Origin of the sequence: Virgibacillus salarius, from assembly GCF_039521925.1 — a bacterium.
Lineage (GTDB): Bacteria > Bacillota > Bacilli > Bacillales > Amphibacillaceae > Virgibacillus > Virgibacillus salarius.
The window spans coordinates 1-15,116 of the sequence record NZ_BAAACY010000003.1; the positions used below are offsets into that span (position 1 = coordinate 1).

General features: G+C 37.0%; 14 protein-coding genes and 1 pseudogene. 1 reads left to right on the plus strand and 14 read right to left on the minus strand.

Annotated elements, in window-relative coordinates; all coding sequences use genetic code 11:
- Positions 1–133 precede the first annotated feature (133 nt).
- Together ABDZ84_RS00195 and ABDZ84_RS00200 are read right to left on the minus strand one after the other, a co-directional pair.
- The gene (locus ABDZ84_RS00195; RefSeq protein WP_026680077.1) at positions 134–661 is read right to left on the minus strand and encodes a chromate transporter; all 528 of its coding nucleotides are present in this window, start codon (positions 659–661) and stop codon (positions 134–136) included.
- On the minus strand, positions 658–1,242 hold the full coding sequence (locus tag ABDZ84_RS00200; RefSeq protein WP_026680078.1) for a chromate transporter: 585 nt from the start codon (positions 1,240–1,242) through the stop codon (positions 658–660). The genes ABDZ84_RS00195 and ABDZ84_RS00200 overlap by 4 nt, the downstream gene beginning before the upstream one ends.
- 323 nt (positions 1,243–1,565) lie before the next feature.
- Between ABDZ84_RS00200 and ABDZ84_RS00205 the strand changes: the two genes are divergently transcribed.
- Entirely contained in the window at positions 1,566–2,015 is a 450-nt protein-coding gene (locus ABDZ84_RS00205; RefSeq protein WP_026680079.1) for an Lrp/AsnC family transcriptional regulator, read from the plus strand.
- Positions 2,016–2,064: 49 nt separating this feature from the next.
- Here ABDZ84_RS00205 and ABDZ84_RS00210 read toward each other — a convergent pair whose 3' ends face one another.
- The 12 genes and pseudogenes from ABDZ84_RS00210 to ABDZ84_RS00265 all read right to left on the minus strand — a co-directional run.
- Positions 2,065–3,489 (minus strand): SLC13 family permease, encoded by a 1,425-nt coding sequence (locus ABDZ84_RS00210; protein ID WP_026680080.1) that lies wholly within the window; start codon positions 3,487–3,489, stop codon positions 2,065–2,067.
- Positions 3,490–4,980, minus strand: coding sequence for a tripartite tricarboxylate transporter permease (locus tag ABDZ84_RS00215; protein WP_121605741.1), 1,491 nt, complete (start codon positions 4,978–4,980; stop codon positions 3,490–3,492). It lies immediately after the preceding gene.
- Between the two features lie 12 nt (positions 4,981–4,992).
- A complete protein-coding gene (locus ABDZ84_RS00220; protein WP_121605742.1) occupies positions 4,993–5,451 on the minus strand; it encodes a tripartite tricarboxylate transporter TctB family protein in 459 nt (152 codons plus the stop codon).
- Positions 5,452–5,621: 170 nt separating this feature from the next.
- A complete protein-coding gene (locus ABDZ84_RS00225; RefSeq protein WP_205388857.1) occupies positions 5,622–6,626 on the minus strand; it encodes a tripartite tricarboxylate transporter substrate binding protein in 1,005 nt (334 codons plus the stop codon).
- Positions 6,627–7,068: 442 nt separating this feature from the next.
- Positions 7,069–7,734, minus strand: coding sequence for a response regulator (locus ABDZ84_RS00230; RefSeq protein ID WP_205388858.1), 666 nt, complete (start codon positions 7,732–7,734; stop codon positions 7,069–7,071).
- Between the two features lie 15 nt (positions 7,735–7,749).
- The gene (locus tag ABDZ84_RS00235; protein WP_121605743.1) at positions 7,750–9,336 is read right to left on the minus strand and encodes an ATP-binding protein; all 1,587 of its coding nucleotides are present in this window, start codon (positions 9,334–9,336) and stop codon (positions 7,750–7,752) included.
- A 474-nt stretch (positions 9,337–9,810) separates the two neighbouring features.
- Positions 9,811–10,761: a threonine ammonia-lyase gene (locus ABDZ84_RS00240; protein WP_121605744.1), complete on the minus strand. Its 951-nt coding sequence runs from the start codon at positions 10,759–10,761 to the stop codon at positions 9,811–9,813.
- 147 nt (positions 10,762–10,908) lie between these two features.
- Positions 10,909–11,289, minus strand: a complete 381-nt coding sequence (dhaM, locus tag ABDZ84_RS00245) for a dihydroxyacetone kinase phosphoryl donor subunit DhaM (protein WP_026680087.1) — start codon at positions 11,287–11,289, stop codon at positions 10,909–10,911.
- Positions 11,289–11,912 (minus strand): dihydroxyacetone kinase subunit DhaL, encoded by a 624-nt coding sequence (dhaL, locus tag ABDZ84_RS00250; protein ID WP_121605745.1) that lies wholly within the window; start codon positions 11,910–11,912, stop codon positions 11,289–11,291. Before dhaL ends, dhaM begins: the two co-directional genes overlap by 1 nt.
- 12 nt (positions 11,913–11,924) lie before the next feature.
- Positions 11,925–12,920, minus strand: a complete 996-nt coding sequence (dhaK, locus tag ABDZ84_RS00255; protein WP_166530518.1) for a dihydroxyacetone kinase subunit DhaK — start codon at positions 12,918–12,920, stop codon at positions 11,925–11,927.
- A gap of 143 nt (positions 12,921–13,063) precedes the next feature.
- Positions 13,064–14,557, minus strand: coding sequence for a glycerol kinase GlpK (gene glpK / locus ABDZ84_RS00260; protein ID WP_343779243.1), 1,494 nt, complete (start codon positions 14,555–14,557; stop codon positions 13,064–13,066).
- A 423-nt stretch (positions 14,558–14,980) separates the two neighbouring features.
- A pseudogene (locus ABDZ84_RS00265) lies at positions 14,981–15,116 on the minus strand (IS110 family transposase); the annotation flags it as partial.

Below are 15,116 nucleotides of genomic sequence, written 5' to 3' on the forward strand. Positions count from 1 at the left end.
CATATACTTAAAATACCACAGTAAGTAACACTCTGGTATAGCCAAATTTTTATACTTTCTTATCTTTAAAAAAAGGGAAGCCAGGTCATTAAAATATCCTTTACAAAGGGTACACATCTGCTTGCCCTCTTTTTTATAAGAAAAATCCACCGTAAATAAGCGCACCTATGATGACAAATGCTGGATGTACTTTCATACGCTCCAGTAATAAATAACTTACAAGCATCAATATAACTGTTTGCCATAAACCGATACCTTCATAAGATTCACTAAAAAAGCGCCATGCCATTACACCTAGTAAGATACCGATAACTGGTCGAATGTAGAGCGTCATTCGCTTTACTTTCGGTGAATTCTTATATTTATACAGTATACTTAACAATACAATAATTAATAGTAGGGACGGTGCTACCGTAGCAAAAACACCTATTGCAGCCCCTGGGATTCCCGCGACATCATAGCCAATATAGCCGGCCATTTTTGTAGCTATTGGTCCGGGTAGTGCATTTCCTAATGCAAGAACTTCACTGAACTCCTGAACATTCATCCATCCATAACGAGTAACTACTTCATTTTCTATAAGCGGTATCGAGGCTGGTCCTCCTCCATACCCCAGTATTCCCGGTATGAAAAACGCAAGAAATATTTCCCAATAGATCATGACGGATCACCTTCCCTACCGGTGATGTTTTCTTCTGTATTTGGCGCTTTATCCTTCTTTACGAGTGCTAGGATTAATAAAGCCGCTATAATAAGTCCTGGGTGTATATGTAGAACTTGCAATAAAACGAAGACAATTAACAGTACTAGTCCTGTTTGTAGCCACCCCATTCCTTTTCCTGCTTTATGAATAAATTGCCATGTTAACGTTGCTAGCATGACTCCAACTATTGGTATGACTGCAGCCGTCATCCCCTGAACCCAATCGTACTCTTTTATGGAGGATAAGGATGAAAGAAGTAAAATCATCAGAAAAATGGTAGGTAATATTGTTGCTAATACCGCATTAATCATTCCCAAAACCCCTGATACCCGGTAACCAATATAACCGGCAAGCTTTGTAGCTATTGGGCCCGGTAGTGTATTTCCCAATGCAAGTAAATCACCAAATTCCTCATCATTCATCCACTTAAAATTATCTACCACTTCTTTATGGACAAGTGGTATAGAACTTGGTCCACCACCATATCCTAAAATTCCAACTCGAAAAAATGCTATAAAGATATTCCAATGATTCCTCATGGCTCACGTACCTTTTCGATAATGTAGCTTACACTAAATATTCATCCCACGTCTCAAGAAGTGGGCTTGCCCGTTCGGAAAATCTGTATTTTCTTACTCTTACACCAATTTAAATTCTATACTAATAAACAAATATTTAGCTGTCAACAATTTATTATGTCAAAAACAAATAAAAATAATGATAAAACCTTACAAAATAAAATCAAAGCATAAAAAATCTTACCATTTGTATTTATCAAATGTTTGAGTATTACATTGTTTTTCTCAGGAAAGTTATCTGTTAAACTATATTTAGCTTTAAATAAATCGTAGGAGCAGAAACGATGAAACTGGATAACATTGATGTAAAATTGTTAGAGGAACTTGCTGAAGATGGCCGATTATCTTATGTTGAATTAGCTGATAAAGTTGGACTATCGCGTGTGGCTGTTAAGGATCGAATTCAAAATTTAAAGGAAAAAGGCGTTATTGAAAAGTTTACAGTTGTCATTAACTCAGAGAAATTCGGAAAGCAAGTATCCGCTTTTTTTGAAGTAGATGTGGAACCAAAACAGCTTCAACGAGTTGCCCAAAATTTAGCTGATCACCCTCAGGTAGCAAGTATTTATCAAATGACAGGACCCAGTACACTACATATGCATGTACTTGTAGAAAACTTTCAAAATCTTGAAGTATTCATTAACGAAGAACTATATTCTGTTGAGGGAATAACTCGAGTAGAAAGTTCAATTATCCTAAAGCGATTTAAAAGTAGAACTGGGTTTAAATTGTAGTCACACCTAATAAAGGTGATGTCCTTTATGAAATCACCTTTATTTCGTATTACCAAAAATATAGTGCTGCCAAGATCGCAATGATAAAAAATACGGTACTAGAAAATAATCCAATAATCACTTGCTCTTTCCTAGAGTACGCAAGCGTTTGACTCGCCAAATAGGTCGTAGTTGTATGAATAGGTAAAATAATCATACTACCGACAATCATAATAATTAAAAGTGCTAAGGGAACAGGAGGAAGTCCAACCTGGTGAGAATAAGACATAACAACTGGAAAAATAACAATAATTGCCGATGATGGTACGATAAAAAAGAAGCGTAATATGAACACCATTATTGCAATAATACTAACACTTAATACTACTCCTGCTCCTTCAGGTACGACTTTCATTAATAGTTGCGCTAATTGAGATGCAGTTCCATTAGTTTCAAGGACAGAACCTAATGAAAAAGAAGCTCCCAGCAACAAAAAATTCTCCCAGTCAAGCTTACGTATATCACTATTTGTTACTAAGTCAATTTTCGGAATGGCGTAAAAAACAACTAAGAGCATAGGTGGCAATAATAAAGGTACTTGCTGGGGATCAGTAACGACCCACGTCAATACCATTACGAAAAAGCTTATACTAACTATCCACATTTGCTTCGAAGGCTCTCCTTGATCTTCCTTCAATATACTAGAAGTAGAACTGGGTACGTTAGAATAGCTAATTTTACGGGATTGCCTCGAAATATAGTTATAAACAAAAAGAAGGGTCAAAATGGAGCCAATCCATATTGGAGGGGCCATAAGTAAAAACCAGTCTAACCATCCTAAATCAGCAATTTGATAATCCCTTAAGAGTTGAGAAGCCAAAATCGGAAATCCCCCACCAGTATAAACAATCATTGTTGCATGCTGGTTTATCATTCCAATAACATGAATGCCATATTTACGAAATGGACTTTGCTCTCCTAGAGCAAAATAGTCATTTAATCGATCTATCAAAGGTAATAGCATTTTGAAACGTGCTACAGCTGATGGAAGCAGCACAGGTAGCAGTAAACTAAATAGAGGCAGACCGATAATAATAAATTTCGGTCCCCCTTTACTCATTTTCAACAAAAATCGAGCCACTATGCCATCAACACCCGCCTTAATAAGCACCTGACTGATAATTGATAACATAAAAATAAAGTAAATCGCTGGTGATAAAAATCCTACTACTGCCTCTTCCATACTATCAGCTAACTGAAAAACCATCAATAATGCAATAATTAATATACTACCAGCTCCAGTAGGAATTGGATCCGCCACCCATAAGTAAACCGCTATTCCTAGTACAAACAATGTACGAAGTTGTTCAGCTGTGAAGTGTGTAGCCATCGCGTCTTTTACAAGCAATAGTACTAAACAACATATTACCAGTACAAAAGACAGCCAGTATATTTTCTTATAGCTTTTATAGTAAACACTTCTGATGATTCGCATTTATGCTCTCTTGCTCCTTCTTATTTGTTGAATCAAAGGAAAAGCAAGAGACAATAATGCAATAATTAGTAGTGTTAAAGCTAATGGGTCTTGTACAAAGATCATCAAACTTCCATTTGATATGGTCAATGACTGTCTAAACGCCTGTTCCATCATCCCTCCTAGGATAAATGCTAAAATTAATGGCGGAGCTGGAAACGAAAATAGTCGCATAAAAAAGCCAATTACACCAAATAAGAGAAGCATGTATAAATCAAACGTATTAAAACTAATCGCATAAACCCCAATAATGCTAAACATAATGACTAATGAAATAAGCAATGGACGGGGAATTTTTAATATTTTCGCTATGTAAGGGATTAGCGGTAAATTAAGAATTAGTAGAAATACATTCCCTATATACATGCTAGCGATAATCCCCCAGAAAATCTCAGGTCTATCGGTCATTAATAATGGACCAGGCTGAACGCCTAACACAAGAAAAGCGCCCAACATAACAGCTGTTGTTCCGGATCCTGGTATACCTAAGCTTAGTAATGGAACAAAAGCACCACTAGTCGCAGCATTATTAGCAGTTTCCGGTGCAGCAAGTCCTTTTACTGAGCCTTTTCCAAACGCTTCAGGACTTTTGGCAATTCTTTTTTCAGTAATATAAGCTATAAATGAGGCAATAGTTGCTCCTGCCCCTGGAAGTACTCCAAGTAAAAAACCTAAGATGGATTGACGTGACATTGGACCACGCATTTCCTTAAACTCCTGCTTGGTTATCTTTAAACTACCTAATTTATGAGCATTATCCATTGATAAATCTTTACGATTTATAATTAATGTACAAACCTCTGCTAATGCAAATAAACCTAAAGCAATTACCAGGAAGTCTAAGCCCTCCAACAAATTCACATTTCCAAACGTAAATCGTTGTGTTCCCGTCTGGGCATCGATGCCAATTGTGACCACCATAAATCCAATAACAGCTGAGATTAAAGCCTTAATCGTTGACCCTTCGGATAAGCTTGTTATTAAGGTTAATCCCATAAACATTAAAGCAAAATAAGCAGGTGGACCAAAGGAGACTGCAACACTTGATAGTATCGGTGCTAAAAGCATTAATAAAATGACACTTACAGTACCTCCAACAAAAGATGACGTAGCAGCTATAGCAAGTGCTTTGCCTGCCTTTCCCTGTTGTGCCATCGGATAACCATCAAATGCTGTTGCGACCGTTCCAGAGATCCCAGGTGCATTTAATAATATGGAAGATGTAGATCCACCAAAAACGGCACCGTAGTAAACACCTGCCATCATCACTAATGCAACGGTTGGTTCCATTCCAAACGTCACTGGTATCATGACAGCAATAGCACTGATTGGTCCCAGCCCTGGTAACATACCGATGAATGTACCAACAAAAACACCAATTAAAACGAAAAGTAACCCTTGCATACTAAATGCAACCTGAAAGCCAGTTATAATTCCTTCAATAGAATCCATACGGAACCTCCTCTAAAACGGTAATAATCCTTGGGGTAAACTTATTTGCAAAAATTTTGTAAACGTTATATACATAAAAATTGGAAAAATAAGAGCAACCACCCCATTTGTAAGATGTTTTTTATATCCTAAGAACCATGAACAAAAATAGATAAACAGTGTTGTAGTTATAATAAATCCTAAGAATTCCAATAGTGTAATATAAAGCAAAATAAATAAGAATACAGCAATTAATGTACCAATATCTTTCAAAGGAATATTTCTACGCGATCGCTGTTCTTCTGTTTCTGAATCCTTAGCAAAAAATAAACAAATCGATAAAAAAACTAGCAAATAACCCAATCCTTTTGGAATAACATCCGCATCAACAGGTGTGTATGGATAAGCAGGTAGTTGATATGCCATTACTAAATAAGCTACTGCTATAATTAGTAGAATAATGCTGATACGTTGATTTAATGCTTTAAACATGCCTTCACCACCTATAATTTAAAATACCTTATTGCTAAAACCTAATTTAGACGCTACGCTTTATTAATTTGTGTGAATGATATACGCCAACTGTAAGGAAACATATATAATTATTCATTATTGTAAAGATAGAAGCCAATGACCTTAGCCATTGACTTCTAGGAAATGGTCTATTTCGATAGACCTAATTCATCTAGTAAAGACTGAATCTCTTCTTTCTGTTCATCTAAAAATGCCTTATATGATTTGCTGTCCATATACATTTCATCCCAACCATATTGCTCTCTGATATCTGCAAAAGCCTGTGAATCACTTAATTCTTTAAATTTTTCTTCATAATATTTCACAGCTGCATCGTCCATATCCGGAGGTCCAAAAAATCCACGCCAGTTTACAAAAGTTGCATCAATCCCCTGTTCATTAGCGGTTGGAAAATCTTCTATAACTTCACCCTCTAATCTCTCCTCAGAAGACACTCCTAATACCTTTATTTTCCCAGCCTTTACTTGTTCTACTGTTTCTGCCACTCCAGTTGAGTAAACGTCTGCACTTCCATTTAGCACTTGCGTCAGTCCCCCACCTTCTTGGTCAGATACATACTTAATTTTTGTCACATCAACCCCTGCAGCCTTTGCAATCTGTATGAACTGGATATGATCCATACTCCCCGGTGAAGAGGCACCAACAACTGTAATACTAGCAGGATCTTTCTTCATATCCTCAAATAAATCATTAAGATTATCCCATTTTGCATCTGCTGACACCGCAAATGCAGCGTAGTCTGCTATCATATTAGCAAGTGGTGTAAAATCCTCGTGTCCATATTCCGACTGCCCATTTAACGGAATTAAAACAATTGGAGGTGAGGATACAAATAAATTATATGAACTTTTTTGTTTGCCTGCGATATACGCCCAACCTACCGCACCTCCACCACCTGGTTTATTTACAACCCCAATGTCCTGATCAATCAATCCTTCTTCTGTGAATACTTTAGCAGCCATGCGTGCTGTAGTATCCCAGCCTCCACCAGCTCCTGCTGGTGCTATAATTTCAATGGGTTTCTCAGGTGTCCAATCTCCTGATGAGCCAGTTGCCTTTTCATCTTTACCGGAACATGCTGTTACTGTAAGTATGATCACAAGAAACCCGATAAGCGTAATCCACCGTTTCACTCCTCATTCCTCCCTGTTTTAAATCATTGTTTGCTTTCTACTATTTACTCTAATAAAATCCCTTCTTTATGTAACCGTTTACAAAATAAGATGCAATAAGAATTTTTTGTCTATTTTGAGCATTTTGTTCACGGGAATAGGAGATTAACTTCTATGTATTGTTTATTCATCTTTTATCAGCTGTTTATCGAAAAGATGACAAAAATTCCCTCTTCGATACAGACAAGCATAATAACGGAGAGGGAATTTATCAACTGCTGAATGGTGGCTATTTCAAAATGAGTGGCAAGCCTTCTCAGGCGTATACATATGGGGATTGCTTCCATCATACTTCCAGCAGTGTTATACAACTAACATGTTACACTATATGATTAGTTCATTCTTTGTGCATTGCTGCTTCCTTAGATTATCAATTATCGGAGCCTAGCCTTCATCATAATTCCTACTTTAAATGATATCTTCGCTCTGGTCTTCCTACGATACCATACTCTAATTCAGCCGTAACCTTATTAATGGATATTAAATACTCCAAATATCTCCTTGCTGTTGTTCGTGAGGCGCCAACTTTAGAACCCATTTCCTCAGCAGTAATACCAGTATTTACTTGATGTAATATTCCTTCAACCTTTTCAAGCGTTAATGGGTCTATTCCTTTTGGTGTTGGTTCTCTAGTACTTAGCTTCTGTCCAAAATAATCATCTAAAAATGACTGATCTACCTCATTTTTTGCTGCTAATTGTTGTTTCATATTTTTATAGCGTTTGATAGTTTCTATAAACCGTTCCATTTTAACTGGTTTAATGATATAGTCAAAGATTCCATTGCGTATGACATTACCAACAATCTTTGTCTCCGTTGCTGCAGATATCATAATAAAATCAATGTTAGGATTACGATGACGAATTTCTAGCATAATATCACTACCTAACATATCAGGCATATAAATATCTAGTAATATTAAATCAGTTGCAGTTTTGCTAACCATATCCAGTGTTTGCTCTCCGTTTAACGCTTTTCCAACAACCTCTATACCTGAGATTGTCTCTAAAAACTTTTCATGAATATTTGCAATTCGATAATCGTCCTCTGCAATAATGACACGTATCATTCCATCCCCCCTCTGCTAATCACTTTTTGTCTGTTTAGGAATAAAAACAGAAAACACTGCTCCTTTGTGTTTTTGATTATGTACTTCAACAGTTCCCTGAAGTTCTTCTACTGTATCCTTAACAATAGCTAATCCATAACCGCGATCCTTCATTCCTTTTGTAGAATAGCCTTGTTGAAAAATTTGCTGAACCTCCATATCATTGATGCCTTCGCCACTATCGGCAATTTCAAATACAATATCTTGACCTATATCAGTTGCAAAAATTACAACCTCTTTAACATTTTGTTGTTCAACTGCTTCCATAGCATTATCAATTAAGTTACCAACAATTGTAATTAATTTTGCCATATCCATTTGCTTCGGCAATGGCTGTAAGTAGCTATTCGGATCAATTGTAAGCGCAATCTTTTTTTCTGACGCCTTTCCTATTTTTCCTAACAAGATAGCTTGGACGGTTTGATCTTTTATTTGATCAAGCAAAATTTTATTTTGATCCGCATGTATCTTTGATTCTTTTTGAATTAACTCAATAGCCTCTTTATAATGTTGTAATTGCAATAACCCTGAAAGCACATATAGTTTATTGGTGTACTCATGTGTTTGGGCACGTAAATCTTCGGAATACTGCCTAACTTCGGACAATGTATTTATCATTTCATTTAGCTCTGTTTTATCCCTAAAGCTTGATACTACGCCTACTACTTGTTCATTTTCTATGATTGGCTTACGGTTAACAATAACCTGTCGATTATTTAAAGCTATTTCTTCATCTTTTATTACGTTTCCCGATTGAAGTACATCGTACATTTTTGTATTTGGAAAAACATCCTCTATTTTTTGATTCGCTTTGTTATTATTAATTCCTAAAATTCTTTGCGCAGACTCATTCATTAAATTAATTCTACCAGTTTGATCAATTGCAATAATCCCCTCCTTTATCGAAGAGAGGATGGCATTCCGATCACGATAAAGAGTTGCTATCTCATATGGTTCCAGACCAAACGTATCCTTTCTAATATTTCTTGCTAATAAGACCCCACCAACGATACCAGCCAACAATACCAATAACGATACTCCACCTAGTTTTAATAATTTATTGAAAACAATCGACTTAATATCTTCAACCATAAACCCAACAGAAACGATCCCAATTATGTCACCATCTTTATTAAAAATAGGCGCTTTTCCACGTAACGAATAGCCTAGGCTTCCTACAGCTTTTGATGTATAATATTCACCATGTTTTAATGCTCTATCATTATCTCCCCCAACCATATGTTTTCCGATTTTCTTTGTATCAGGATGAGCTACACGTATACTATCCTTATTTCCTACTACAATAAATTCTGCACCAATGTATTCTCGAACCTCCTCAGCAATTGGTTGAATCGTTTTTTCTGGATGTGCCTCATCAAAAGCACTCCTTACCGAAGGCATATGAGAAAATGTAATAGCTACATTTAAAGCTCTTTCCCCTATTTGTTTTTCAATATCTTGCGATTCAAAATAAGCATTTATCCCAGTCAGTAGTATAGTTATACAAATAATTAATCCACAGATTAGGACAAGTATCTTTGTTTGTAATGAAACACGAAGCATATCTCCCCTCCTTAAACACAGAACACAACGGAATGAATGGGATAGTACTATTAGCTGCCTTTAGGAAGAGCATAAATAATTGCAAATAATAAAAGTGAAACTTCAATCAGTTGGGGGTTTTTGTTTAGCCCCACGGATGGTTAGTACCACTAAGGGTATGACCTAAAGGCCCTCGAACCAATCGGACATTTATTGCAGTCGCCCCCACTCATTCCAGAACGGTTCACTTTATTGCCGGAGTGGGGACTTACTGCAAAATTATATGCGGAATCAATCGAAGTGGTAGAGAAACGTAATTTTTATATTAACAGACGGTACAAATAATTAAAAATATCAAATTATTGTAACATAAAAGAATGGATAGATTTATTAATTTATGGAGGAATTGGATAATAGATTAAAAACATCCATCGATCCTTTTACGACGAAGAAATCGATGGATAAATAGATTTTTATCTATACATATATAGGTGACTACTGGACAATGAATGCATTCAACAGCTGGATGTCAACATTCCCTCCAGATAATACACAGACCACATTTTTATCATAGACACCAAGTTTATCAAACATAGCTGCTGCAACCGTTACAGCACTAGAAGGCTCGATCAACTGCTTCATACGCTGTAAAACAAAGGTCATCGCCTGTTTAATTTGTACTTCACTTACAAGAACAATATCATCTATAAATCGCTTCACAATGGGGAAGGTAAGGGTTCCTGGGTGCGTTGTACGTAAGCCATCCGCTATTGTTATCGTTGGTGGTATACTCGTTATTTTTCCTTCCTGTAAGGAAATAAAAGTATCTTTAGCAGTTTCAGGCTCCACTCCAATAACTTTAATCGATGGCTTCGTTTCTTTAATAGCAGTTAGTATCCCGGAAATTAATCCACCACCACCAATTGGTACTACGACAACGTCAACATGATCTATTTGTTCTAATATCTCTAATCCAACTGTACCTTGGCCAGCAATGATTAATGGATCATCATAAGGAGGAATAATCATACCATTATTTTCTTTTGCGACTTCCACTGCACGTGGAAGCCGTTCAGAGGAAGTCATTCCACATTTTTCAATTTTCCCCTTATATGAACGAATTGCATTTACCTTACTTTCATTAGCATCCTCAGGAACGACAATCGTAGCTGGTATTCCTAACTGATTTGCAATATAGGCTACTGCCTGGCCGTGATTTCCTGATGATGCTGCCGTAACAAATGATGACCCTTCTTGAGCCGCACGTTTAACCTTGTTCGTGGCACCTCTAATCTTAAAAGACCCTGTTTGTTGTAGGTGCTCAGCTTTAAAAAACATTTGATTCTTACAGATAGAAGATAGCTGTGTAGATTCTAAAATGGGCGTATTATTTATTGTATCTGTAATAGTTTCTCTCGCATTGTAAATATCATTTACCGTAATCATATAAATCCTCCCATCATGCCTTGTACTTTCAAGTATAACAGACAGCATAGCAATAGTTTCCTCTACTTTGCTGATAATCCAAGTTATATACTAACACCAGATTGAAAAAACCCTTTACGGAGTATTTCAAACCGTAAAGGGTTTTTTCTATTTATGTTCGAAAGCTTGTATTACCGAGTCGTATACATCTTCTAAATTTTTGCCCATACCAGCTTCTACTGCTGCTACATAAGCACCTTCTACAATAGGAGCTTCTACTAACTTTATCGCTTTAAGATCTGTCATTTCGATTGCCATTTCAGCGTTCATCTTTGCACTACCTAAATCATAAAATAACAACACACCATTACCTTGATTAGCTTGCTCAATGGCAGCATTAATCTTTTCTATACTTGTTCCAATCTCTAAATCCTCTGTACCTCCAGCTGTTTCAATTGGTACGTCCTTTATTACTTGTCGGATAAGCTCCTTTGCTCCTTCAGCGATTTTTGAGCTATGGGAAATAAGTACAATACCTACATAAGCCATTACTTAGATGCTCCTTTCCATACTTCAGCCAATGCTTCAAAAATATAGTATGATGACACAGCTCCTGGATCCAAATGTCCAATCGACTTTTCTTTAAAATAGGAGGCCCGTCCTTTTGTGGCCATCATATCTTTTACTTTTTCTAAAGCATTGCTTGCAGTCTGTAAAATGGAAGAATGATCGACTTCCTCATTTGTCTGAAATAAATCAGCAATGGGGGACCATACATCAACCATTGTTTTCTCTCCCTCTGTTGCTTTACCACGTTGCTTTAATCCACTAACAGCTTCATTTAATCCTATTGCAAACTGCTTCTGATTAATAATTTGTTCACCCTTTAAAGCATTCGTTAATTTCAAGAAGACTGTTGCAAATAAAGGACCAGATGCACCACCTACCTTTGACATGATGGTCATCGCTACATCCTTTAAAACGTCAGATACCTCTTGATAATCCTCTTCATCCAACTTAGTTACCACAGCTTGAAATCCTCTAGCCATATTAATTCCATGGTCACCATCGCCAATAGGTTGATCCAGTGTAGTTAAGTAATCTTTATTCATTTGTATTTTTTCATTTGCAAGTTTTATCCATTTTATAGTACGTGATACATCCAATTCCATATTAAATCCCTCCTAGCTGCGAAAAGCGGGTGCTTCTGATCCAGCATCTAATAATGTCTTTAGTTCATCATCTAATTTCAATAAAGTTATGGAAATACCAGCCATCTCCAATGATGTCATATATTCTCCGACAAATGTTCGATATACATGAATGCCATTATCATGAAGTATTCCCTGAACTTTCTCGTTTACTATATACAATTCCATTTCTGGAGTAGCTCCTAAACCATTAATCATTACAGCAATATTATTTCCTTTTGATATTTCGATATCTTCGAGAATTCTATTTGTTAATTCTGTTGCAATTTCATCAGCAGAAGTAATTGGCTTCCTCTCAATTCCCGGTTCTCCATGAATTCCGATCCCAATCTCCATCTCATCCTCTTTCAATGTAAAGCTTGGCTTTCCAGCAGCTGGTACTGTACATGAGGTGAGTGCCATTCCCATCGAGCGTACATTTGCTACAACCTTGTCCGCTACTTGCTTGATTTCCTTCAGTGATCCACCGCTTTCTGCCTTAGCTCCAGCTATTTTGTGAACCAATACTGTCCCAGCTATCCCTCTTCGACCAGTAGTGAAGGAGCTATCTTCAACTGCAACATCGTCATTAACAATTACCTTTTCGACTTGGATACCTTCAGCTTCAGCCATTTCTGCAGCCATTTCAAAGTTTAATACATCACCCGTATAGTTTTTAATGATTAAAAAAACCCCTTCACCTCCATCTACAGCTTTTATCGCTTCGAGCACTTGATCTGGAGTTGGTGAAGTAAATACTTCACCAGCAACTGCTGCATCAAGCATACCTTTTCCAACATATCCTGCATGAGCAGGCTCATGTCCACTACCACCACCACTTACTAATCCTACTTTACCTTTAATTGGCGCTTCCTTTCTTGCTAACACTAACGTATTAGGTATTAACCTAACTTTCTCAGGGTAAGCAGCAATATACCCATTCACCATATCTTGAACAACTTGATCTGGATCGTTAATAATTTTTTTCATTTTACTACCCCTTTCATCTTCTTATTATAAAAATACCCTGTTTATAGCCTAATCACACAAATAAATACTATTTCTTAGAAATTTTTTATAAAAAAGGGCCATTCTTATCCTTAGATAGTCATGACCCCTTTCTTGCTAAAGCTTTATTTAAATGCTCGAGTTGCTTCAACAGCTTTCTTCCAGCCGCCATATAGAGCTTTACGCTTCTCTTCCTCCATATTATCCGTAAATGTTTTCTCTATATTCCACTGTTTTGCAATTTCATCCTTATCCTTCCAGTAACCAACGGCTAACCCAGCTAGATATGCAGATCCTAAAGCAGTTGTTTCTTGAACAACTGGTCTCTCTACAGGGACACCGATGATGTCACTTTGAAATTGCATTAAGAAATTATTTTTGACTGCACCACCGTCCACACGTAATGTCTTTAGATCTATTTTTGAATCCGCAATCATTGCATTTAAAACATCTTTTGTTTGATATGCTAATGATTCTAGTGTAGCCCGGATAAAGTGACCCTTTGTTGTACCACGGGTAAGTCCAAATACAGCACCTCTTGCCTCACTATCCCAATACGGTGTGCCTAAACCGACAAACGCAGGTACCATGTATACACCATCTGTGCCCTCTACTTTTGTTGCATAGCTCTCACTTTCTGGAGCAGTTTCTATTAATCTTAAGCCATCTCGTAACCATTGGATAGCAGAGCCTGCTACGAAAATACTTCCTTCTAATGCATATTCAACTTTACCATCGACTCCCCATGCGAGTGTTGTTAATAATCCATGCTCAGAGGCAACTCCTTCTTCACCTGTATTCATTAACATAAAACATCCAGTACCATAAGTATTTTTCACCATACCCTTCTCAAAGCAAGCTTGCCCAAATAACGCTGCTTGTTGGTCCCCAGCAATACCGGCAATTGGTACTTCTTCTCCAAAGAAATGATAAGAAACCGTATGAGCATAAACCTCTGAGGATTGTTTTACTTCTGGTAGCATGCTTTTCGGAATAGTTAGTATATCTAATAACTCGTCATCCCATTTTAAATCGTAAATATTAAACATTAATGTTCGAGAAGCATTGGAATAATCAGTAATATGCGTTTTACCACCAGACAGACGGTATACTAGCCAACTATCTATTGTGCCAAACATTAAGTCACCGTTGTCTGCTTTTTCTCTTGCACCTTCCACATTATCCAAAATCCATTTAACCTTCGTACCAGAGAAATAAGGGTCAAGCAGCAATCCTGTCTTCTCTCTAAATAGTTCATTGTAGCCAGCTTCTCTTAGCTCTTTACAAATAGCCTCCGTTTGTCTAGACTGCCAGACAATCGCTTTGTATACTGGTTTCCCCGTATTTCTATCCCATACTACCGTTGTTTCCCGTTGATTTGTAATACCAATACCAGCAATTTGATTTGGTTCTAGATCAGCCTTGCGTAATACCTCTGCAATACAAGCTAGAACGGAGGTCCAAATTTCATTGGCATCATGTTCAACCCAACCAGGCTGTGGAAAGAATTGTTCAAACTCTTTTTGCGCTGTCTGGACAATTTCTCCTTTGTGGTTAAAAATAATCGCTCGAGAACTTGTAGTACCTTGATCAATAGATAAAATAAATTGGTTATTCATCATCCATTCCTCCCTCTATATACTCCCTCTATATACTTTAATTATCTTCAAAATACTCTTGTTTTCTTAGAATTAATCAAGCACCATTTCATTGAATGTATTGATGGATAAAGCGTTTAATCAGAGTACAGAATATTCTAACCGGGTTTTATCCATCCTAACAGCCAAATTGTGTACATTTGGTTGAAAAGGGATATAACCATGCCCTCATTCTCCACACTGCTTATGGTCGCTCACCCTCCCATGTATCACGGGATTTTAATCCATACATTCCTTCGTCCTGCGTATCCACAAGGTGGAGGTCGGAAAAAGCTCCTATGCTGGGTCTGGTGCCCGAATGGAATAAATAATCTCCGACTCTGCATTATTGGTGTTTGTTCATTCCAAAACTTAGATGCATTTTTTCAACTACTTTGAAATAGCTTAAACTGCCTGCAATTCTTTCATTTGAGTTAAACCTTGTAATAGCTTGCTACCTTCAAATTCACTTTGTTTTCTGCCAATCACAAACAGTACACGTAGTAATTTGCCGCACATTGCAATCAATGACTGTTGTTTC

Excerpts from the sequence above, each read along its gene's own strand:
- ABDZ84_RS00195 (WP_026680077.1), bottom strand. The coding sequence starts at position 661 with ATGATCTATTGGGAAATATTTCTTGCGTTTTTCATACCGGGAATACTG.
- ABDZ84_RS00200 (WP_026680078.1), bottom strand. The coding sequence starts at position 1,242 with ATGAGGAATCATTGGAATATCTTTATAGCATTTTTTCGAGTTGGAATT.
- ABDZ84_RS00205 (WP_026680079.1), top strand. The coding sequence starts at position 1,566 with ATGAAACTGGATAACATTGATGTAAAATTGTTAGAGGAACTTGCTGAA.
- ABDZ84_RS00210 (WP_026680080.1), bottom strand. The coding sequence starts at position 3,489 with ATGCGAATCATCAGAAGTGTTTACTATAAAAGCTATAAGAAAATATAC.
- ABDZ84_RS00215 (WP_121605741.1), bottom strand. The coding sequence starts at position 4,980 with ATGGATTCTATTGAAGGAATTATAACTGGCTTTCAGGTTGCATTTAGT.
- ABDZ84_RS00220 (WP_121605742.1), bottom strand. The coding sequence starts at position 5,451 with ATGTTTAAAGCATTAAATCAACGTATCAGCATTATTCTACTAATTATA.
- ABDZ84_RS00230 (WP_205388858.1), bottom strand. The coding sequence starts at position 7,734 with ATGATACGTGTCATTATTGCAGAGGACGATTATCGAATTGCAAATATT.
- ABDZ84_RS00235 (WP_121605743.1), bottom strand. The coding sequence starts at position 9,336 with ATGCTTCGTGTTTCATTACAAACAAAGATACTTGTCCTAATCTGTGGA.
- ABDZ84_RS00240 (WP_121605744.1), bottom strand. The coding sequence starts at position 10,761 with ATGATTACGGTAAATGATATTTACAATGCGAGAGAAACTATTACAGAT.
- dhaM (WP_026680087.1), bottom strand. The coding sequence starts at position 11,289 with ATGGCTTATGTAGGTATTGTACTTATTTCCCATAGCTCAAAAATCGCT.
- dhaL (WP_121605745.1), bottom strand. The coding sequence starts at position 11,912 with ATGGAATTGGATGTATCACGTACTATAAAATGGATAAAACTTGCAAAT.
- dhaK (WP_166530518.1), bottom strand. The coding sequence starts at position 12,920 with ATGAAAAAAATTATTAACGATCCAGATCAAGTTGTTCAAGATATGGTG.
- glpK (WP_343779243.1), bottom strand. The coding sequence starts at position 14,557 with ATGAATAACCAATTTATTTTATCTATTGATCAAGGTACTACAAGTTCT.